The organism is Corynebacterium sp. HMSC034E11, assembly GCF_001835905.1.
Taxonomy (GTDB): domain Bacteria; phylum Actinomycetota; class Actinomycetes; order Mycobacteriales; family Mycobacteriaceae; genus Corynebacterium; species Corynebacterium coyleae.
Genome location: NZ_KV826415.1, coordinates 1 through 19,696, shown reverse-complemented (window position 1 = coordinate 19,696; position 19,696 = coordinate 1). Strand labels below are relative to the sequence as shown.

Sequence of the window (19,696 nt, the reverse complement as noted above, 5' to 3'; positions counted from 1 at the left end):
CGTGTCGCGGGGCGCACTAAGATGGCCTGCATGGCTATCCAGCACACACGTGAGACTCTGAGCAGCGTTATTAAGGCCTACGACGTTCGAGGCGTTGTCGGCGAGCACATCGACGAGGACTTTGTCCGCACCGCCGGCGCTGCGTTTGCCCACATTCTGCGCGAGGAGGGTGAGACCCGTATCGCTGTCGGCCACGACATGCGTCCGTCGTCGCCGGCGCTGGCCGCGGCGTTCGCCGAGGGAGCTGCCTCCCAGGGGCTTAATGTCACCGACTTGGGGCTGACGTCGACTGACGAGCTCTACTTCGTTGCCGGCTCCCAGCGTTGCGCTGGTGCGATGTTTACCGCCTCGCACAATCCGGCTCAGTACAGCGGCATCAAACTCTGCCGCGCGGGCGCGACCCCGGTGTCTACAGATACCGGTTTGTCGGAAATCGGCCGCATGATTCTTGAGGGCGTGCCGGAGTTTGAGGGGGAACGTGGTGTCGTCGAGAAGCAAAATGCGCTCGAGGCATACGCGAAGTATGTGCGTGATCTGGTGCCGGTGCCTACGCGGCGCAAGTTGGTCGTGGCAGTGGATGCCGCAAACGGCATGGCTGGGCTGACGGTTCCGGCGGCGTTGGGGGATATGGATATTCGCCCGCTGTACTTCGAGTTAGACGGTACCTTCCCGAACCATGAGGCGAACCCGCTCGACCCGAAGAATTTGGTTGACCTGCAGAAGTTCACTGTTGAGCAGGGCGCGGACATTGGGTTGGCGTTTGACGGGGATGCGGATCGTTGCTTTGTTGTTGACGAGCGGGGCGAGGCCGTTTCCCCTTCCGCCATCACTGCGCTGATTGCCACGCGCACCCTTGCGGAGAACCCCGGTGCGACGATCATCCACAACCTGATTACCTCGCGTGCAGTGCCGGAGATGATCGACGAATGTGGTGGCACCGCCGTACGCACCCGTGTGGGCCACTCTTACATCAAGGCCAAGATGGCCGAGCACAACGCGCTATTCGGCGGTGAGCACTCCGCCCACTACTACTTTGCTGAGTTCTTCAACGCGGACTCTGGCTTGGTCGCTGCGCTCCACGTTCTGGCGGCACTGGCAGAGCAGGACAAGCCGCTGAGTGAACTGATGGCGCAGTACGAGCGCTACGTCGCATCTGGTGAGATCAACTCGGAAGTTGCCGACCAGGAAGCGGCGACGAAGCGTGTGGTGGATGCGTTCGCGGATCGTGCGGAATCGGTAGACACCCTCGACGGTGTGACTGTGCAGTTGAAGGACTCCAAGGCGTGGTTCAACGTGCGTGCATCCAACACGGAGCCGCTGCTGCGTCTTAACGCGGAAGCGCCGACCCAGGAAGAGGTCGACGCGCTGGTCAACGAGATTCTTGGCCTGATTCGTTCCTAGGCACCGAATTCTTGTAACTCGAACGGGGAGCGTGGGACTGCTATTTTGGACGTTTGCGCTCACGCAGAACCAAAGGAGGCCACATGGAGCGATTGGATGGGGTACTGCGACCCTACCCATGGGGGTCGCGGACGCTGCTCGCACAGCTGAGGGGGACGCCCTCGCCGAGCGAGAAGCCCGAGGCCGAACTGTGGTTTGGTGCCCACCCTGCCGCCCCAGCGACCATTGACGGACGTGGCCTCGACGAGATCATCGCCGAGGACCCCCAGGCAGCATTGGGCGACCGCGTGATTGCCCAGTATGGCGAGCAACTGCCGTTTTTGGTGAAGTTGCTCGCGGCGGATTCCCCGCTGAGTATCCAAGCGCACCCGTCGCGCGAGCAGGCCGTTGCTGGCTTCGAACGGGAAAACGCTGAGGGCATCAGCCTCAACAGCCCGCAGCGCAACTACAAGGACTCGAACCCGAAGCCGGAACTTATCGTCGCGTTGACTACGTTCCGTGCGATGGCGGGGTTCCGCCCTGTGGCGCAGATGACCGAGTTGTTCGAGGCGTTTTCCTCCCCAGCCTGGGACCGTTACGCAGCACTACTGCCAGCGGCCGGCGGTGCAGGAGACATGCGGGTGTTGTTTACTACCCTGGTGTCGTTACCCAAGCCCGCGCTGACGGAGGTGCTCGACGCCGTCGGGCATAGTGCCCGCACGATTGCCGATGGAGGCACCGCAGCCCACCCTGCGTGGGTTGTGGAAGCAGCCGAGGTATTCCTTGAACTAGCGCAGCGTTACCCAGGCGACGCTGGTGCGTTTGCGGCTCTGCTGCTCAACATTGTCACCCTCAAGCCGGGTGAGGCGGCGTTCCTCGGCGCAGGTCAACTGCATGCCTACCTCAGCGGTCTCGGCGTGGAGGTCATGGAAAACTCCGACAACGTTCTGCGCGGTGGCCTGACCACCAAGCACGTAGATGTGCCAGAGCTCGTGCGTGTACTCGACTTTTCTTCGTTGGAATCGCCGCGCGCAGACACCGAGGAGGTGGCTGGTGGGAAGCGATTCGTGCTGCCGGTGGAGAGTTTCACCGTGAGCATGCACGAGCTTGATCAGGGCGAGTTGCGTATCGACGAAGATGGCCCCGCAATCGCACTCTGCACCGCGGGCACCGCCACGGACGGGACAATGTCAATCGCCGCTGGGGAGGCTGTGTGGATTCCCGCAAGCGATGGTGCGGTGACCCTGCGGCCTGCAACGGATGGGGAACCCACCCAGGTGTTTGTGGCTACCGTGTAACGCTTCGCGCGATCTGGTCAAGCGCCTCGCGGGGGGCTAAAGCCATCATCCGGCTGGGGGTATCCGGCCACGTCCTCCTTGCCCGGCACACGCGCCCGGGCAGTTGTGGGCGCAGATGCCTGCGACTGCAGTTGAGCCTCCAGCTGGTCTGCAGGAATCGCCTTGTTGTTTTCGGGGTGCTCATCGCGATCGTTCTCACGCGAGGTTGGCTCGGCGGGGGAGGAGCCGGGTGCGGGTTTGCCGTCCTTGATCTTCGGCTCGTTGTCCGCAGATGTGTCGGGGCCGCGCTCGGGCTCGGATGGTGCCGTGGGGACCCCGGAGGTGCCTGCCGAGTCGGTCTCAGTCGGCGTTTGTGCAGGCGTGTCCGGTGTGGACGGGTGCGACGCCTCAGGCGTTGGCTGCGGCCTGGACTCCGACGGGGACTCAGGCGTTGTCTCGGGGCGGTTCGGCCGTTCTTCGCTCGTTGTTCCAGACGGCCGGGTCGACTGTGAGGCCGACTGCGGCCCCGATCGCTGTGATTGCGGTGCCTGCTGGGCCGACTGGGCCGACTGGGCCGACTGGGCCGACTGGGCCGGTGGCGGCACAACGATGTTGGTCGGGCGGTACACCTTGGTCGGCTGCGCCGGATCCGCCTGGCCCACCACTGCGTGCGGTGGCAGGTATGGATCGTTCTGCGCCGCATAGTTCGGGTTGACGTGGTGCGTGCCACCCTGCATGCCGTGTTGTGCGCTGTAGTCCTGGTCTACCGGTGCATCGTTTCCAGTAGTGCGCCCATCTGCAGAGGTTTCTGTTGTCGACGAGTCGGTCGCTGTGCGGGAACTCGACGTGCTTGAGGTTGTCGAGTGCGCGCTGGTGGTGTCTGCGGCCTCGGCGGAAAAGCCTGCGTGGTCCGAAGGTGCGGTGGACGATGACGCCCATACGGTCCAACCGGTCAGGCCAGCAAGCCCGAAGCCTGCAGCAAAAAGAGCAGCGGTACGGCGGTTGGTCGGTTTCACGTCCCCGCTCCTTCCACGGTCGGCGCGCAGCCCTTACATCACGAATTGGTAACAGTATGGTGGTGTAGGAATGTTTATAGCACGTCGTACGGCGAAGGTGTACCCCCATAAGGTGCAAGTGCCGTATATAAAGACGTAATAGATACCGTGTTTGCAGCACTCGATACAGACGGAAGGAGCGTCACAGTGACGACCTGGGACGAGCAGATTTTCACCATTGACACCAATGCAGATTTCCTCGACGAGATCTCTGACCTGGATACCGACGAGATTGTGGAAGCAGTGCGTGACGCCGTGCTCCTCGCCGCAAATGGGGATTCCGCAAGCGAAGATGAGATCCTCAACGGCCAGGCTGCGGCGACGATCGCTGCAATTTGGTCGGGTGCACCTTTTTCTGCCGGTGATGTGGCAGAGGCGTACCCGTTCATCCGTCTGCGCCCGGACGAGATCGACGAGAAGCTCGTCGAGGCTGCTGCTGCGGTGCTGGAAGCAGTGGAGACCGAGGCGGACCTTGAGCAGTTCCTCGAGGCGCTGGCCTAACGGTTTGCGGCCATGATTATTGCGTTTGAAGGTATCGATGGCGCGGGCAAGAACACGCTTGTCACCGCGATCAAGAAGGAACTCAACGCCGACACGCTTGCGTTTCCGCGTTACGAGGACTCCATTCACGCCCAGCTCGCACAAGACGCGCTGCACGGGCGCATGGGGGATGTGACGGATTCCGCGTTTGCGATGGCGACACTGTTCGCACTTGACCGTCATGGGGCGAAGGCGCTTCTCGACGAGTACGTCGACGATCCGTCCCGCGCCCTCATCCTGGACCGCTACGTGGCCTCTAACGCCGCGTACACCACTGCGCGCACCGGTGACGATGCCGCCTTGCGCTGGGTGGAAGACCTGGAGTTTGGGCGTTTGGGGTTGCCGAGGCCGGACTTGCAGGTGCTCGTCGATACGAGCCCTGAGCTTGCGCGGGAACGCGCAGCGAAGCGCGAGACGCAGGACGCAACGCGTGCGCGCGATCGCTACGAACGCGATGGTGGCCTGCAGGCCGCAACGTATGCGATGTACGGACGGCTGGCGGAAATGTCGTGGGGTGGGCCGTGGGTACGCGGCTCGGATCCTGCGGTTATCATTCAGGCAATACGCGACCTGGCATAAGCCTCGTCATTTCAACCCCCATAAAAGCCCTGACAAAGGAGTACATGTGGCCCACAAGATCCTGGTCGTGGACGATGACCCGGCGATCAACGAGATGCTCACCATCGTGCTTGAGGCCGAGGGGTTTGAGACGAGTTCCGTCACCGATGGCGCTGAGGCCGTTGGCGCGTGGCGCAGCTTTGATCCGGATCTGATCCTGCTCGACCTGATGCTGCCAGGCGTCAACGGCATTGATATTTGCCGCGAGATCCGCAAGCAGTCCGCCGTGCCGATTGTCATGCTGACAGCGAAGACCGACACGGTGGACGTGGTGCTTGGACTGGAGTCTGGTGCGGACGACTACATCACCAAACCCTTCAAGCCGAAGGAACTGGTCGCCCGAATCCGCGCGCGTCTGCGTCGTACTGACGACGAGCCGGCGGAAATCTACGAGGTTGGCGATCTGACCATTGACGTTCCGCAGCACACCGTGACTCGCGGCGGCCAGGAAATTCAGCTGACCCCGCTCGAGTTTGACCTTTTGCTGGAGATGGCGCAGAAGCCGAATCAGGTGCACACCCGCGAGGAGCTGCTGGAGTCCGTGTGGGGCTACCGCAACGCTTCGGATACGCGCCTGGTTAACGTGCATGTCCAGCGTCTGCGCTCCAAGATTGAGCACGACCCGGAGAACCCGGAGATCATCCTCACTGTGCGTGGTGTGGGCTATAAGACCGGCAAGCCGGGGGTGTAGTCGCTGAATGCGCTCAAACGCGCACGCGAACGCGTAGCGCACGCATGGTCGACCTCGTTGCAGGTGAGGTTCGTGGGCACGGTACTCATCGTGTCCGCAATCGTGATGTCCGTGCTTGGGTTTGTGCTGGCGTCGGTGGTCACTAGCCGCATCACCGAGGCGAAGCTGGAAACCGCGAGTGTGGAGATCGAGCGCGCACGCGCCACCGTCGAATACCAGCTGGACAACAGCGGCAGTTCCGCCTCGCTGCAGGCGCGCTTGAACTCAGCCCGTGCAGGTTTGACCCAGCGCGCACAGGAACACTCGGACACGTCGAGCTTTTACGAGCCGGTCTTGGTGGCGGAAAGCGGTGGCGGGGTGGTGACCTCGTCGCCGGAGTCGTACCAGATCCCAGAGCGCTTAGCGCAGTTCGTCAACGACGGAAATGTGGCCTACCAATTCGCCACTGTGGAACGGCCGGATGCGACGTTGTATGACGCGTTAATCGTCGGTACACCAACGAATGCGGATATCCCGAATCTGCAGCTCTACCTGGTCATGAATATGGAGAGCGAAACCACCACCGTTGCACTGATGCGTGGCATTTTGGCTATCGCTGCGGTGATCGTCGTGGTGCTTTTGATGGGCATTGCGTGGCTTGCGTCGCAGCAGATTGTGGCGCCGGTGCGCTCGGCGTCGAGAACTGCCCAGCGTTTCGCGTCCGGTCACCTGCGCGAGCGCATGCCGGTCGATGGCGAAGACGAAATGGCAGTGCTGGCCATGTCCTTCAACAACATGGCGGACACGCTGTCTAAGCAGATCAACAACCTGGAGGAATACGGTGACCTGCAGCGCCAGTTCACCTCTGATGTTTCCCACGAGTTGCGCACGCCGCTGACTACGGTGCGTATGGCCGCAGACATGATCGCGGCGAACGAGGATTCGCTCGAACCGTCGACCAAGCGCGCTTCCCAGTTGATGATCAAGGAACTTGACCGCTTCGAGGCGCTGCTTAATGATTTGCTGGAGATTTCGCGTCACGACGCCGGCGTGGCCGAACTCTCCACCACCAGCATGGATGCTCGCGGGCCGGTGGAGTCTGCATGGCAGCAAACCCAGCACCTTGCCGACGAATTGGATGTGGAAGTCGACTTTGACATCCCGGAGGAACCACAGACGATCGAGGGTGACCCACGGCGTATCGAGCGCATCGTGCGCAACCTGGTGGCCAACGCCATCGACCACTCGGAGGGCAACCCGGTGAAGGTTGTGATGCATTCCAACGACGAGGCCGTGGCAATCACCGTCACCGACCGCGGTGTTGGGCTGAAGGAAGGCCAAGACGAGTTAGTGTTCAACCGCTTCTGGCGCGCGGACAAGTCCCGCAAGCGCCACTCGGGCGGCACCGGCCTGGGCCTGGCTATTGCGCGCGAGGATGCGCTATTGCACGGCGGCATCCTCGACGCCGCTGGCACGCACGGCGTGGGTTCCCAATTCCGCCTGGTGTTGCCGAGAGAAGTCGGGGCGAAAATCAACGTCGCCCCGTTGGACTTGGTCGCGCCGGGCAAGATTTCCGGCGAGATCGAAGGGGCTCCTGTTGTCACCGAAGCGGTTGGAGTTACCGATGCTGACACCAGCGGGGGAGATGATCCGGCCACCGATAGTGGGGCCGGTGTAGTAGCGCCGGATCCGCAGCCTGAAGTCCAGGAGGAACACCGATGAGGACGAATAAAGCTGCATCGTTGGCGTTGTCGGCCGTGGCCACGTTGACTGCGATGTCCCTGCTGTCGGGGTGCGCAACGCTGCCAACCAACTCGGCACCTCACGTGCTGCGTCCGTTTACGCCGGCGGAGTCTCCGACGCCGGATGCTGGTCCCGCGGAGGATGAGGAGCCAGACTTGCTGCTGCGTGGGTTCTACGCAGCATCGGCGATTCCGGACGGCGACTACGAAATGGCGCGTGCTTACCTGACGGAGAGCGCTGCCCAGGCGTGGGATCCAAGCGGGCAGAAGCTGATCGTGGACAGCTTCGGCGTGACCACGCTGCCGGGGGCCTCGGCAGGGAAGCGTCGCTTTGCGGTTCACGGCAATGTGGTTGGTGCGGTGCGCACTGGGGGATCGTTTGCTCCGGAGCGCGGCAAATACGAGGCAGAAATCGAGCTGGACATGATCGATGGGCAGTGGCGTATTTCGTCGCTACCCGCGGGTGTGGTCATGGAGCGAACTGAGCTGCGTAACCAGTATCAGCCGTATAACCTGTACTTCTTTGATGCCGACGACCGTGAGTTGGTCACCGACCGCCGTTGGGTTCACTCGCGTCGCGAGGCCCTGGCGGGTGACTTAATCGGGTTGCTTATGGAGGGGCCTGCGGAGCGTCTGCGTCCAGCGTTGCCCAATGCGTTGCCGTCGAAAGTGGCCTATACGGGGTTCAAAGACGGCGCGTTTACCTTTACTGGTTTCAGCGAAGTCGACGCCGCACGCCGCACGCAGTTTGCTGCCCAAGTGGTGTGGACCCTTGCCACCGCCGGCATCACAGGTCCGTATCGTTTGGAAGCCGACGGCAGCCCCCTCATCGAAGGCGCTGACGAACTCGGTACCGACGACTTTGCGGACGAGAGCCCACTGGTGGAAACCGCTGGTGAAAGCACGCTCTACGCGCTCGTCGATGGGCGCATTTTGCGTGTCGACGGCCGCACCACCCAGGCCGTCGACGGCAGCCTCGGCAGCTCTGGCCAGATCACTTCAGCCGACCTGGCCAAGGGTGGCCAATGGGCTGCTGTCTTCGGCAAACCAGACGATGACAAGGACGATGTGCTTCGCGTGGGCAAATTCGGTGCCCGCGAGGAAGAGGTTATGCGGGCGCGTACATTCACACGCCCGAGCTTCGAAGCGAACGCGGCGGCGGTGTGGTCGGTTGCAGACGGCAAGCGGATCCTGCGCACAGTCCAATCCGCAGCCAGTGGCGAATTGTCCACCGGCGAGGTGCACGTCGACCTGCCAGAAGGCGTGGACGGCAACATTTCTGTGCTGCGCCTGTCGCGCAGCGGCACCCGCGTGGTCATGGTGATCGACGGAAAGCTCTACACGGGCATTGTCCAGCGTGGCGCTTCCGGCGAACGCTCTATTGTCAATGTGCTCGAGTACGCCCAGGAGCTCGGTGGCAGTGTCGTATCTGCCGAGTGGCGTGCGGATGGTTCGCTCATCGTCGGTACCTCCGCCCCGTCGCCAGTGCTGCGTGTGGAGCAGGACGGCTCGTCTATGACCGCGTTGTCGGCGGGTAATATTTCGGCTCCGGTGGTGGCAGTGGCGGCGTCGCCAAGCATGCTCTACGTCACTGACGTCAATGCTGTATTGCAAGTGCCGGCCTCAGGTGCGGATAACCCCATCTGGCGTGAGGTGCCAGGTCTGGAAGGTATGCGCGCGCTACCGATCATCGCGCGGTAGGGGAGTCAGGGATGCTGGGGGATATCGGGGAGTTGCTGCTACCGCGCAAGTGCGCCGGATGCGGCGTGCCGGGGCCGCTGTTGTGCGCTACCTGCCGGATGGAGTTGGCGCATCCGCCGCAGCGCGTGTTTCCCAACACCACACCGATGGTGCCGGTGTTCGCACTGGGAGCCTATGCGGGTGCGCACCGTGGGGTGGTGTTGGCAATGAAGGAACGTAACCACCTTGCCGTGCGTCGCCACGTTGGTGCGGTACTCAACGCCGGGCTGGACTACTTGGAGGCGCGCGGCGATATCGCAGTCGGCGCGGTGTTGGTTCCCGCGCCGACGAAGGTGTCCTCGGCACGCGCCCGCGGCGGCGACCCCGTGGAAGCTATCTGCCGCGCCACCCGGCGCAGTGTCGCACCCGCGTTGCTACTCGACGCCAGCGCTGCCGATCAGTCGAACCTTGACGAGTCCTCGCGCCGCGCAAACCTGTCCGGAGCAGTACGGCTTGCCGCCATCCCTGCAGGTCCCGTGGTCATTGTCGACGACGTCGTGACCACCGGAGCCACCCTCCAGGCCAGTGTGTCCGTGCTGCTCGCCCACGGGGTTGACGTGAGTGCGTGCGTGACCGTGTGCGCAGCGTAACCGCAGGCCAAATATGTGTTTTTGCAGGTGTCCAGTAGGGTCACAGGAATGAAATTGCGTCTTCTTCCACTCGTGTGTGCCCCGGTTCTCGCGTTGGTCGGTTGCTCGACTGCAGAGATCACCCCACTTCATGAGGCCCGTGTTCAGGAGGTCTCCGAAATCCGTGACGCCCTTGCCGGCACGGACTTCGACTGCACCAACTGGCAGGAGTTGAAGCAGGAAGAGGGCGTGTGCATGCAGAAGGAAAAGGGCCAGATCAAATTCAAGCTCGACGGCACGCCTGAGGATTATGCGCGCTACCTCATGGAGGAGCAGTTCCCGTACGCAAAGGAAGTCATCGTCGGCGAGAACTGGGTTGGCCGCTGCGATAACACTGATGAGGGCACCTGCCAGACCATCGCTGAAGGTCTCGGTGCAAACGTGAAGCAGAGCACCCGCAGCTAAGCATCCGCTGCTCAACACCCGGCAGCGTAGCTCTCAGTAAGCTCATAGCGAACATTTTGCGAACCCCCGTGTATTGGTCATAACCAGTTGTATAGTGGTGATGGACACAGTTCCTACTACCCACAGGGAGGAAGCACATGACTTCTGCAGACCAGAATGCCGTACAGGGTGGCGCACAGGGGGAGGGTCTCGGACCCGATGTGGTGTTGACCATCACCGGCCGCAACGTTGAGGTTCCGGAGCACTTCCAGGAACGCGTAAGCGGCAAGTTGGCAAAGATTGCGAAGCTCGATCCGACTCTGAATTCCTTCCACGTTGAGCTCAAGCATGAGCCGAATCCGCGTCGTGAACAGGAAGCGGAACGCATCCAGATCACCGCAACTGGCTCGGGCCACCTCGCACGCGCTGAGGCGAAGGAAGACACCTTCTACAACGCCTTGGATGCCGCAGTGGCAAAGCTGGAGCGTTCGCTGCGCAAGGTCAAGGCTCGTCGCACCACTCCGATGTCTGGCCACCGTGCACCGAAGGGCGCCGGCAAGCTGGCCGCTGAGCTTGAGGCTGAGCAGAAGGCAGCGCAGGCTCGCGAGGCTGCTGCGCAGGGTCCGTACGATGTTGACCCGTACGAGGATCAGGTTGAGGATCTGACCCCGGGTCAGGTCGTTCGTACCAAGGTGCACTCCAACGCTCCACGTAGCGTGGATGATGCGCTCAGCGAGATGGAGCTGGTTGGACACGATTTCTACCTCTTCATCAACGAGGAGACGAACCGTCCGGCTGTGGTCTACCGCCGTCACGCGTTTGATTACGGTTTGATCGAACTGGCTGATGAGGCGGAAGCCGAAGCAGGCGAGAAGTAGCGCTTGCGCTGTTACCCGCACGGTCCTGTGAAAGGGGCCGGGCGGGTTTTGTCGTCGATTAGCAACGCCGGGTTGTTCTCTGCAACGTGGGCGTGCGTACAATGGCGGGTTGTTACACCTTGGCCCTGCCTACTCCAGTAGTAAAGGATTTTCTCACGTGTTTGGACTGTCGAAGCTGCTCCGCGCCGGTGAGGGGCGTACCGTCAAGCGCCTGGCGAAGATCGCTGACCAGGTCATGGCCCTGGACGATGAATACGCGGCGCTGACCGATGAGGAACTTAAGGCGAAGACCGCCGAGTTCAAGCAGCGCATCGCCGACGGCGCGAGCCTCGACGACATTTTGCTCGACGCGTTCGCGACTGCCCGTGAGGCGTCGTGGCGCGTGCTGGGACAGAAGCACTACAAGGTGCAGATCATGGGTGGTGCCGCACTGCACTTCGGCAACGTCGCTGAGATGAAGACCGGTGAAGGCAAGACGCTGACGTCGGTGCTGCCGGCGTACCTCAACGCGCTGTCCGGCAAGGGCGTGCACGTGGTCACCGTGAACGACTACCTGGCTAAGCGTGACGCCGAGATGATGGGTCGTGTGCACCACTTCCTCGGCCTGGAGGTGGGCGTGATTCTGTCGGAGATGCGTCCGGCGGAGCGCAAGAAGGCGTACGACGCTGACATCACCTACGGCACCAACAACGAGTTGGGCTTTGACTACCTGCGCGACAACATGACGCGTTCGGTCAACGAAATTGTGCAGCGTGGCCACAACTTTGCGATTGTGGATGAGGTTGACTCGATTCTTATCGACGAAGCCCGTACCCCACTGATCATCTCCGGCCCGGTCGATGGGTCCAGCCAGTTCTACTCGGTGTTCGCACAGCTTGCGCCGCGTATGCGTGAGGGCATCCACTACGAGGTGGATCACCGCAAGCGCACCGTCGGTATTTCCGAGGAGGGCGTGGAGTACGTCGAGGACCAGTTGGGCATTGACAACCTGTACGCGCCTGAGCACTCCCAGTTGGTGAGCTACCTCAACAACGCGATCAAGGCCAAGGAGCTCTTCGAGCGCGATAAGGACTACATCATCCGTCAGGGTGAGGTCATGATCGTGGACGGTTTCACCGGCCGTGTGCTCGCGGGCCGTCGTTACAACGAGGGCATGCATCAGGCCATTGAGGCCAAGGAGCAGGTGGAGATCAAGAACGAGAACCAGACGCTGGCCACCGTTACCCTGCAGAACTACTTCCGCCTGTACGACAAGCTCTCGGGTATGACCGGTACCGCTGAGACTGAGGCGGCCGAGCTGCACCAGATTTACAAGATGGACGTTGTGCAGATCCCGCCGAACCGTCCGAACCAGCGTGTGGACCGCGACGACCTGATCTACAAGACGCAGGAAGCCAAGTTCGCGGCCGTTGCGGAGGACATTGCGGAGCACGCGGAGAAGGGCCAGCCGGTGCTGGTCGGTACCACCTCTGTGGAGCGTTCCGAGTACCTGTCGCAGCTGCTGACCCGCAAGGGCGTGGCCCACAACGTGCTCAACGCGAAGCACCACGAGGAAGAAGGCCGCATCATCGCTGAGGCTGGCCTGCCGGGCAAGGTGACCGTTTCCACCAACATGGCTGGTCGCGGTACCGATATCGTGCTGGGTGGCAACCCGGAGATTCTCTTGGATGCGAAGTTGCAGGAGCAGGGCCTCGACCCGTTTGAGGACGAGGAGCGCTACCAGGAGGCGTGGAACGATCAACTGCCGAAGGCGAAGGAACGTTCCAAGAAGCTTGGTGATGAAGTCCGTGAGGCCGGTGGCCTGTACGTTATTGGTACGGAGCGTCACGAGTCGCGTCGTATCGACAACCAGCTCCGTGGCCGTTCCGGCCGTCAGGGTGACCCGGGCGAGACCCGTTTCTACCTGTCCATGCGCGATGAGTTGATGGTTCGCTTCGTGGGTCAGACCATGGAGAACATGATGAACCGCCTCAACGTTCCGGACGATGTGCCGATCGAGGCGAAGATGGTGTCCAACGCCATCAAGGGCGCACAGTCGCAGGTTGAGAACCAGAACTTTGAGATGCGTAAGAACGTGCTCAAGTACGACGAGGTGCTCAACGAGCAGCGCAAGGTGGTCTACGGCGAGCGTCAGGAGATCCTGGCGTCGAAGGACATCAAGGACCAGGTGCGTCGCATGATCGAGTCCACCATCACTGCGTACGTCGATGCGGAGACCGCGGAAGGCTACGTGGAGGACTGGAACCTCGAGGAACTCTGGCACGCACTCGAGTCCCTGTACGGCCCGTCCGTGACGCCGCAGGAACTCATCGATGGTGACGAGTACGGTCGCCCGGGTGAGCTGACCTCGGCACAGTTGCGCCAGGCGCTTCTCGACGACGCCAACGCCCTCTACGACAACCTCGAAGAGAACATCTCTGCGATCGGCGGCGAAGAGCAGATGCGCAACCTGGAGCGCATGGTGATCCTGCCGATCATCGATACGAAGTGGCGCGAGCACCTCTACGAGATGGACTACCTCAAGGAAGGTATTGGCCTGCGTGCGATGGCGCAGCGCGACCCGCTGGTGGAGTACCAGAAGGAGGGTGGCGACATGTTCAACGCCATGAACGAGGCGATCCAGGAAGAGACCGTGCGCCAGCTGTTTGCCATGCGTAAGCAGTTTGAGACCCAGCCAGCCCAGGCTGCTGAGGGCGAGACTGACGGCGGCACCGCCACCGTCTAAAACCACCGCTGAGCCCACTGTTTGGGGCCACTGTTCGGGCCCACTGTTTGGGCCAGCGCGGTCTCACACTGAGGGCAACGCCCTGGTGAGGGCGTGAGGAGCCGTCTGCGACGTGTTGCGCGCAGGCGGCTCCAGTATTTTGAACGACTGCAGTTTGCCGTCCGCCATCTTCGCGGCAAAGGCGAGGCGTCGCCCGCCTTTCTCCACGGTGCCGTAGAACTCGCCGGCCTCACCAGAGTGGCAGGTGATCACCCGGACGTGCTGGGTGGGCAGGACTGCGGTGTTGCGGGTGTGGGCGCGGAGTTGGAGCTGGGCTCGTCGATACGCACGGATGTGTGTGCGCACCGACGTACTGAACCGCGAGGCTGTCATCACAGTCGGGTCGTAGCCTCCGAACGCAGCACTGATGGCCTGGCGCACGAGAGGGTCGACGCGTTGATTGGTCTGTGGTGTGGCGCTGAGCGCCACGTCCGGCTCGAGCACCGACGGCGCCGGTTTCGGCGCGGGCGTGCGGCGCTCAGGTGCGAGGAGTTGAATGTGCTGGTGGCCGGGAACGCTGTAGTACCTGGTTGCGGGCATGTGGGAATCCTCCGTCACGGGAGGGGGTGGGGCGCGGCGCGGGGTAGGTATCATTGTTCACGATTGGCGCAATGAAATAAAGAGTGTGCGCACTAAAATACGCATCACGTACGCGAAATACGCAGCTAACGAAAGCTAACGAAAGAAGGCCGAAGTGCAGGGTTTGATCATCGACTACGCAGGTGTGCTGGACACGGGCGCTGAAGACCAGAGCCGCTGGAAGACCCTCATCGAGGAAGCCAAGAAGAAGGACGTCTCCGTGGCCATCCTGTCCAACGAGGCAGCTGAGGGCGAGATTGCGGACGCGATCCGCGAGTGGGAGTTCAAGGGCGTTGTCGACGCGGTTGTGCTCTCCGGCGAGATCGGTGTGGAAAAGCCGGAGCGTGCAGCGTTCCAGGCGGCAGCCGACGCGATCGGCCTGGATATGAACGAGTGCGTGATGATCGACGATGACATCATGAACATCCGCGCCGCAGTGGAATACAACCTCATTGGCATCCTGCACACCGCGCTGGACCGCACTGCGGTAGAGATCCAGTCCCTGTTCGACATTGAGGGCGAGTTCTAGTGCGCGTCTACATCCCGGCAACCTTTGGCATGCTGCAAGCGCTGCAGGACAACGGTCTGTTGCATGCGCGCAGCGGGTGGGGTTTTTCTGCGACGAAAGCGTTGCAGGAATTCTTCACCTCGGGCGATCTCGAAGAGATCGAAGATGTGGCGTTCGATGACGCAGCGTTGGCGTCGCTACGCCTGCTCGCCATTGGGGACGAGGAGCGCTTCCCGCACCGCCGCGTGGTCATCTCCGTGGACGTGGACGCGACTGAAGCGCCCGATATGGGCGAGTCTGTGGTGAAACTGTCCGGCCCGGTGAATCTTGAGGACGTCGCCGCGATCCATGTGGACATCAAGGAATCCGAAGAAGCCACCGCGAAGGCCATCGAGGTGGTCGATGCCGCGGATCTTGGCGACGAAGATGCGGAGCTGACCGTCGGCGACGCCCAAGACAACTACATGGCGTTCTATCACCCAGACGAGTTAGCGTTCCTCCTCGAGCTGCTTTAACTCCCACTCGTTATTGCTGTGTAGCGCCTCCAGCAGGTGGCGCACAGCCAGCGCGCGGCGCCCGATGGGGGATTCGGTGTCGAGCGTGTCCCAGGCACACTCCGGGTCCGCAGGCGGACCCAAGTGGGTGCAGCCGCGGGAGCAGCCTTCGGCGGCCTCGGCGAGATCGGGGAAGACCTGCACGATTTGTTCCGGGGCGACGTGTGCGAGGCCGAAGGAGCGGATACCGGGGGTGTCGATAATCCAGCCACCGCCGGGCACCTCCAACGCCACGGACTGGGTAGAGGTGTGGCGACCCTTGCCCACGCCGGAGACCTCGCCAGTTTCGCGGTCCGCGTCCGGCACGATGCGGTTGACCAGGGTGGATTTGCCCACTCCGGAATGGCCGATCAGCGCAGAAACGCGGTCGTGGATGTGTGTGAGCAGTTCCGCGAGGTCGTCGTCGACGCCGGTGCGCAGCACCTCCACACCAAGGTCGGCGAGTTCACGCTCGAAATCGGTAGGGTCCGCCAAATCAGACTTGGTCACGCACACCACCGGGGTCACGCCGCCGACAAAGGCGGCAACGAGGGCACGCTCCACAAAACCGGTGCGCGGTGGGGGATCGGCGGCGGCCACCACGATGAGCAGCAACTCCGCATTGGCGACGATGATGCGCTCGTACGGGTCCGTATCGTCAGCCGTGCGGCGCAGGACAGAGGAACGCTCCTCGCGCTTCACAATTCGCGCCAGCGTGTCCTTCGCACCGGAGGTGTCACCGACGACGCCGACACGGTCGCCGACCTCGATCGAGGTGCGCTTCAGGTCCCGGGCGCGGGTGCATTGCAGGCGCGTGGCGTCGTCGTCAAGCACGACGCCCCAACGCCCACGATCCTTCGCCACGACCAAACCGAACTTGGCATTATCGTGCGACGGGCGGTTCTTCGAGCGTGGCCGTGAGCCCTTGCCGGGGCGGACGCGGACGTCGGATTCGTCGTAATCGGAAAACTTGCGGCGCATTACTTGGAAACCATCTCCAACCACATGTCCTCAAACCCAGGAAGCGTCTTCGCGGTGGTTGCAATGTTTTCCACCTGGACGCCCTCCACAACCAGACCGATGATGGCGCCGGCGGTGGCCATGCGGTGATCGTCGTAGGAACGCCACGTCCCGCCATGCATCTCGGTCGGAGTGATACGCAGGCCGTCGCCGAGTTCCTCGCAGTTGCCGCCGACGTTGTTGATCTCGTTGGTCAGCGCCGCCAGGCGATCCGTCTCGTGGCCGCGCAGGTGCGCAATGCCGGTCAGCTCGCTCGGGGTGGAGGCGCACGCCGCGATGGCGGCGACGGTGGGGGCCAACTCGCCGATGTCGCTCATGTCGAGTCGAATGCCCTTTAAGGTGCCAGGCTTCGGGCCGCGCACGCGCAGGGTCTGGGTGGCGCCGTCTGCGATGAGTTCGACCTCGCAGCCCATGCGTTCCAAGACGGTTCGGATCACCGCACCCGGCTGGGTGGTGCGCAGCGGCCAGTTCGGGATGCGCACCTCGCCGCCAGTGACAGCTGCCGCGGCGAGGAAGGGTGCTGCGTTGGACAGGTCGGGCTCGATCACCCAGTTGGTGCCGCGGATCGGCTGCGGGGCAACGTCCCAGGTGTCACGGGTAGCGGTGACCTTCACGCCAGCCTCTGCGAGCATGGCCACCGTCATCTCAATGTGCGGCATCGACGGCAACATGCCACCCGTGTGGCGGATGGACACGCCACGCTCGAACCGGGGCGCAGACAGAAGCAGGCCCGAAACGAACTGGGAGGAGCCGGAGGCGTCGATCTCTACCGGGCCGCCGTCAGCCTTGCCGGTGCCGTGGACGGTAAACGGCATCCCGTCACCCGCAACGGACACGCCGAGGGTGCGAAGGGCGTCGAGGATAACCGCGATGGGGCGGTTGCGGGCGTGGGGGTCGCCGTCGAAAAGCACAGGCCCCTGCGCAAACGCCGCAACCGGCGGCACAAACCGCATCACCGTGCCAGCAAGACCGCAATCAACCTCCGCGCCGCGCAACTCGCCCGGGGTCACACGGATGACGTCGCGGTCGTGCTCGAAGCCGGTGCCCATGGACGCCAGTGCGGCCTCCATAAGATCCGTATCGCGCGAGCGCAGCGCCCCAGTCATCGTCGACGGACCAGCGGCAAGTGCCGCCAGCACGTAGGCGCGGTTAGTCATGGACTTTGACCCCGGCACCCGCTGCGTGTGGGTGATCGGGGCCGGATGGAACGGTGCGGGCCACATGTTCGTCATGAACGTCATAATAATGGAGCGCATGTGCGGACGATTCGTTCTTTTCACTACTGGCGACGAGCTCCTCTCCGAGGTAGCCACCCTGCCCGGCATCAACCATGTCGAAGCGCCCGACGGCACCCCGCCGTCGCGCTACAACATCGCGCCGACAAACCAGGTGCCACTCATCCGGATCGCAGAGCAGACTGCGCGTATCGACGCCGCCCGCTGGGGCCTCCTCCCAACCTGGAAGAAAGACGACACCGGCATGCCTCTGTTCAACGCACGCGGAGAGACGGTGGCGGAGAAGCCCTCGTTCCGCAGCGCGTTCAAAGCGCGGCGCGGGCTGATGGTGCTCGACGGCTACTACGAGTGGAAGCAAACCGAATCCGGCAAGCAGCCCTACTACGTGCGCCCTCCAGAGGGGCTGCTGTACGCGGCGGCACTGTGGGAGACCGGGCTGGACCGGCTATCCACCACCATGATCACCACCGACGCGACCGACAACATGGCCTGGCTCCACCACCGCCTACCGCTCTTTCTGCGTGACGATGAAATCCGCCAGTGGGTCGACGGCACCCCAGAGGAAGCACTAGAACTCGTGCACCCCTCGCGCGTGGCCGACACGTTGCAGTGGAATGAGGCCGCAAAGGAAGTGGGCAACGTGCGCAACGACTACGCGGAGTTGATCTCGGGCTAGTCCAGGGCTATTCAGTCCCGATAGGCGCGAACTTCGCGTTGGCCAGCTCCGCCAGGTCGGTAGGCGACAGCGCAATAGAAAGGCCCCGTTGGCCGGCGGAGACGGTGATGGTTTCGAGGTCGGCGACGGAGTCGTCGATAAGCGTAGGCATGCGCTTGGTGGTGCCCAGCGGGGAGATCCCGCCCACGACATAGCCGGTCGCACGCTGCGCCTGAGCAGGATCGGTCATCTCCGCACGCTTCCAACCCAGCGCTTTCGCCGCCGCCTTGAGCGAAAGGTGGCCGGCGACGGGCACGCAACAGATCGCCATGTCGCGCTCGTGATGGATCACCAACGTCTTCAGCACCGTGTGGGGGTCACGGCCCAACTCAGCAGCAGAATGGGCCCCGAAATGGTCCTGGCTTGGGGTGTATTCGAGCACCTCATGAGGGGTTTGAGAAAGAGCGCTCAGCGCGCGAGTCTTAGCAGCCATGGGGCGATTTTAGCGCTGACCTACAATAGCGAGCATGCCCGAAACCGAGCTTGATCAAGAAGCAAAGGCACGCTTCGCAGAAGAAGCCATGCCGCTGCTCGACCAACTCTACGGCGGAGCCCTGCGCATGACCCGCAACCCGCAAGACGCCGAAGACCTGGTGCAAGAGACCTACCTCAAGGCGTACAAAAACTTCGACAGCTTCACGCCCGGTACCAATCTCAAGGCGTGGCTGTACCGGATCATGACCAACACCTACATCAACTCGTACCGCAAGAAACAGCGCCGGCCGCTGGAAACCTCCGCGGACGAAGTGACGGATTACCAGTTGTACTCCTCGAGCTCGCACGACTCGACGGGACTGGAATCCGCCGAGGTTGAAGCGCTCAAGGCAATGCCGAACTCGCGGATCTCCGAGGCGCTCAACGCGTTGAACGAGGACTACCGCATGGTGGTCTACTACGCCGACGTTGAAGGGCTGGCGTACAAGGAAATCGCCGAAGTGCTGGACATCCCCATGGGCACTGTCATGAGCCGACTGCACCGTGGAAGAAAACAACTGCGCGCCATGTTGAAAGACGTGGCGAAGGAACGAGGCATTGGCCTCGACCACGCGGACATGCAGGACACCGACACTGCGGCGAAGGAGAAGTAATGGCTACGGGACACGGATGCGAAGCGACATACCGCCTGCTGTGCGAACTTTTCGACGAAGAAACTTCCCCACAGCGCCGCGAGGAAATCACCTCCGAGATCGCGCAATGCCCGGAGTGCCGCAGTATTGCCGAGTCTGAACGTGCCGTTCGCGCCATCGTGCGGGATTGCTGCCAGCCAACGAAGGCTCCTGAGCCGCTGCGCGAGCGCATCATCACCACTATCTCCTACACCGAGGTCACGTGGCACTAAGGCGCTTTTAGGGGGTTTTAGGGGGAGTTCGGGGGCTGGTTGTTGCGGCCTTTCTCATCGTCTAGCTGGGCTTGTGATGCTGCTAGACGG

The 19,696-nt window shown here is 62.5% G+C and carries 21 protein-coding genes; 16 read left to right on the top strand and 5 right to left on the bottom strand.

The window, feature by feature from the left end:
- The first annotated feature begins 30 nt into the window (after positions 1-30).
- Positions 31-1,401: a phosphomannomutase/phosphoglucomutase gene (locus tag HMPREF2690_RS08495; RefSeq protein WP_070820668.1), complete on the top strand. Its 1,371-nt coding sequence runs from the start codon at positions 31-33 to the stop codon at positions 1,399-1,401.
- 83 nt (positions 1,402-1,484) lie between these two features.
- Positions 1,485-2,678, top strand: a complete 1,194-nt coding sequence (gene manA, locus HMPREF2690_RS08490; protein ID WP_070820667.1) for a mannose-6-phosphate isomerase, class I — start codon at positions 1,485-1,487, stop codon at positions 2,676-2,678.
- A gap of 17 nt (positions 2,679-2,695) precedes the next feature.
- Here the strand turns inward: manA and HMPREF2690_RS08485 are convergent, their stop codons facing one another.
- Complete coding sequence (locus HMPREF2690_RS08485) at positions 2,696-3,673, bottom strand: hypothetical protein (protein WP_070820666.1); 978 nt, start codon at positions 3,671-3,673, stop codon at positions 2,696-2,698.
- A gap of 186 nt (positions 3,674-3,859) precedes the next feature.
- Between HMPREF2690_RS08485 and HMPREF2690_RS08480 the strand changes: the two genes are divergently transcribed.
- The 9 genes from HMPREF2690_RS08480 (at position 3,860) to secA (ending at position 13,638) form a co-directional block, all read left to right on the top strand.
- Positions 3,860-4,213, top strand: a complete 354-nt coding sequence (locus tag HMPREF2690_RS08480) for a DUF4259 domain-containing protein (protein WP_070422853.1) — start codon at positions 3,860-3,862, stop codon at positions 4,211-4,213.
- 12 nt (positions 4,214-4,225) lie between these two features.
- On the top strand, positions 4,226-4,831 hold the full coding sequence (locus tag HMPREF2690_RS08475; RefSeq protein WP_070816002.1) for a dTMP kinase: 606 nt from the start codon (positions 4,226-4,228) through the stop codon (positions 4,829-4,831).
- Between the two features lie 46 nt (positions 4,832-4,877).
- Positions 4,878-5,561, top strand: a complete 684-nt coding sequence (gene mtrA, locus HMPREF2690_RS08470; protein ID WP_083279481.1) for an MtrAB system response regulator MtrA — start codon at positions 4,878-4,880, stop codon at positions 5,559-5,561.
- Positions 5,562-5,564: 3 nt separating this feature from the next.
- Positions 5,565-7,262, top strand: a complete 1,698-nt coding sequence (gene mtrB / locus HMPREF2690_RS08465) for an MtrAB system histidine kinase MtrB (RefSeq protein ID WP_256380954.1) — start codon at positions 5,565-5,567, stop codon at positions 7,260-7,262.
- Positions 7,259-8,983 carry an MtrAB system accessory lipoprotein LpqB gene (gene lpqB / locus HMPREF2690_RS08460; protein WP_070771969.1) on the top strand — a complete coding sequence of 575 codons (1,725 nt, stop codon included), beginning with the start codon at positions 7,259-7,261 and terminating at the stop codon, positions 8,981-8,983. Before mtrB ends, lpqB begins: the two co-directional genes overlap by 4 nt.
- An 11-nt stretch (positions 8,984-8,994) precedes the next feature.
- Positions 8,995-9,612, top strand: coding sequence for a ComF family protein (locus HMPREF2690_RS08455; RefSeq protein WP_210400962.1), 618 nt, complete (start codon positions 8,995-8,997; stop codon positions 9,610-9,612).
- A 48-nt stretch (positions 9,613-9,660) separates the two neighbouring features.
- Entirely contained in the window at positions 9,661-10,056 is a 396-nt protein-coding gene (locus tag HMPREF2690_RS08450; RefSeq protein WP_070449560.1) for a hypothetical protein, read from the top strand.
- Between the two features lie 137 nt (positions 10,057-10,193).
- On the top strand, positions 10,194-10,913 hold the full coding sequence (hpf, locus tag HMPREF2690_RS08445) for a ribosome hibernation-promoting factor, HPF/YfiA family (RefSeq protein WP_070482351.1): 720 nt from the start codon (positions 10,194-10,196) through the stop codon (positions 10,911-10,913).
- A gap of 157 nt (positions 10,914-11,070) precedes the next feature.
- Positions 11,071-13,638 (top strand): preprotein translocase subunit SecA, encoded by a 2,568-nt coding sequence (secA, locus tag HMPREF2690_RS08440; RefSeq protein WP_070422858.1) that lies wholly within the window; start codon positions 11,071-11,073, stop codon positions 13,636-13,638.
- A gap of 63 nt (positions 13,639-13,701) precedes the next feature.
- On the opposite strand, the gene HMPREF2690_RS08435 is transcribed toward secA, so the two are convergent.
- Positions 13,702-14,217, bottom strand: coding sequence for a hypothetical protein (locus HMPREF2690_RS08435; RefSeq protein WP_070422859.1), 516 nt, complete (start codon positions 14,215-14,217; stop codon positions 13,702-13,704).
- 154 nt (positions 14,218-14,371) lie between these two features.
- Here HMPREF2690_RS08435 and HMPREF2690_RS08430 point away from each other — a divergent pair, with 154 nt between their 5' ends.
- Both HMPREF2690_RS08430 and HMPREF2690_RS08425 read left to right on the top strand, forming a co-directional pair.
- The gene (locus HMPREF2690_RS08430) at positions 14,372-14,785 is read left to right on the top strand and encodes an HAD-IA family hydrolase (protein WP_070422860.1); all 414 of its coding nucleotides are present in this window, start codon (positions 14,372-14,374) and stop codon (positions 14,783-14,785) included.
- On the top strand, positions 14,785-15,279 hold the full coding sequence (locus tag HMPREF2690_RS08425; RefSeq protein ID WP_180950030.1) for a DUF6912 family protein: 495 nt from the start codon (positions 14,785-14,787) through the stop codon (positions 15,277-15,279). Before HMPREF2690_RS08430 ends, HMPREF2690_RS08425 begins: the two co-directional genes overlap by 1 nt.
- Here the strand turns inward: HMPREF2690_RS08425 and rsgA are convergent.
- Positions 15,253-16,278 (bottom strand): ribosome small subunit-dependent GTPase A, encoded by a 1,026-nt coding sequence (gene rsgA, locus HMPREF2690_RS08420; RefSeq protein WP_070820665.1) that lies wholly within the window; start codon positions 16,276-16,278, stop codon positions 15,253-15,255. The two genes, HMPREF2690_RS08425 and rsgA, sit on opposite strands and share 27 nt — an antisense overlap.
- A complete protein-coding gene (gene aroA / locus HMPREF2690_RS08415; RefSeq protein WP_141761236.1) occupies positions 16,278-17,558 on the bottom strand; it encodes a 3-phosphoshikimate 1-carboxyvinyltransferase in 1,281 nt (426 codons plus the stop codon). The genes rsgA and aroA overlap by 1 nt, the downstream gene beginning before the upstream one ends.
- Positions 17,559-17,571: 13 nt before the next feature.
- On the opposite strand from aroA, the gene HMPREF2690_RS08410 reads away from it, so the two are divergent.
- Positions 17,572-18,228: an SOS response-associated peptidase gene (locus tag HMPREF2690_RS08410; RefSeq protein ID WP_070820663.1), complete on the top strand. Its 657-nt coding sequence runs from the start codon at positions 17,572-17,574 to the stop codon at positions 18,226-18,228.
- Between the two features lie 7 nt (positions 18,229-18,235).
- Here HMPREF2690_RS08410 and ybaK read toward each other — a convergent pair whose 3' ends face one another.
- Positions 18,236-18,700: a Cys-tRNA(Pro) deacylase gene (ybaK, locus tag HMPREF2690_RS08405; protein WP_070820662.1), complete on the bottom strand. Its 465-nt coding sequence runs from the start codon at positions 18,698-18,700 to the stop codon at positions 18,236-18,238.
- A gap of 34 nt (positions 18,701-18,734) precedes the next feature.
- On the opposite strand from ybaK, the gene HMPREF2690_RS08400 reads away from it, so the two are divergent.
- Both HMPREF2690_RS08400 and HMPREF2690_RS08395 read left to right on the top strand, forming a co-directional pair.
- Positions 18,735-19,355 (top strand): sigma-70 family RNA polymerase sigma factor, encoded by a 621-nt coding sequence (locus tag HMPREF2690_RS08400; RefSeq protein ID WP_070449575.1) that lies wholly within the window; start codon positions 18,735-18,737, stop codon positions 19,353-19,355.
- Entirely contained in the window at positions 19,355-19,606 is a 252-nt protein-coding gene (locus HMPREF2690_RS08395) for a hypothetical protein (protein WP_070422864.1), read from the top strand. The genes HMPREF2690_RS08400 and HMPREF2690_RS08395 overlap by 1 nt, the downstream gene beginning before the upstream one ends.
- Positions 19,607-19,696 lie beyond the last annotated feature (90 nt).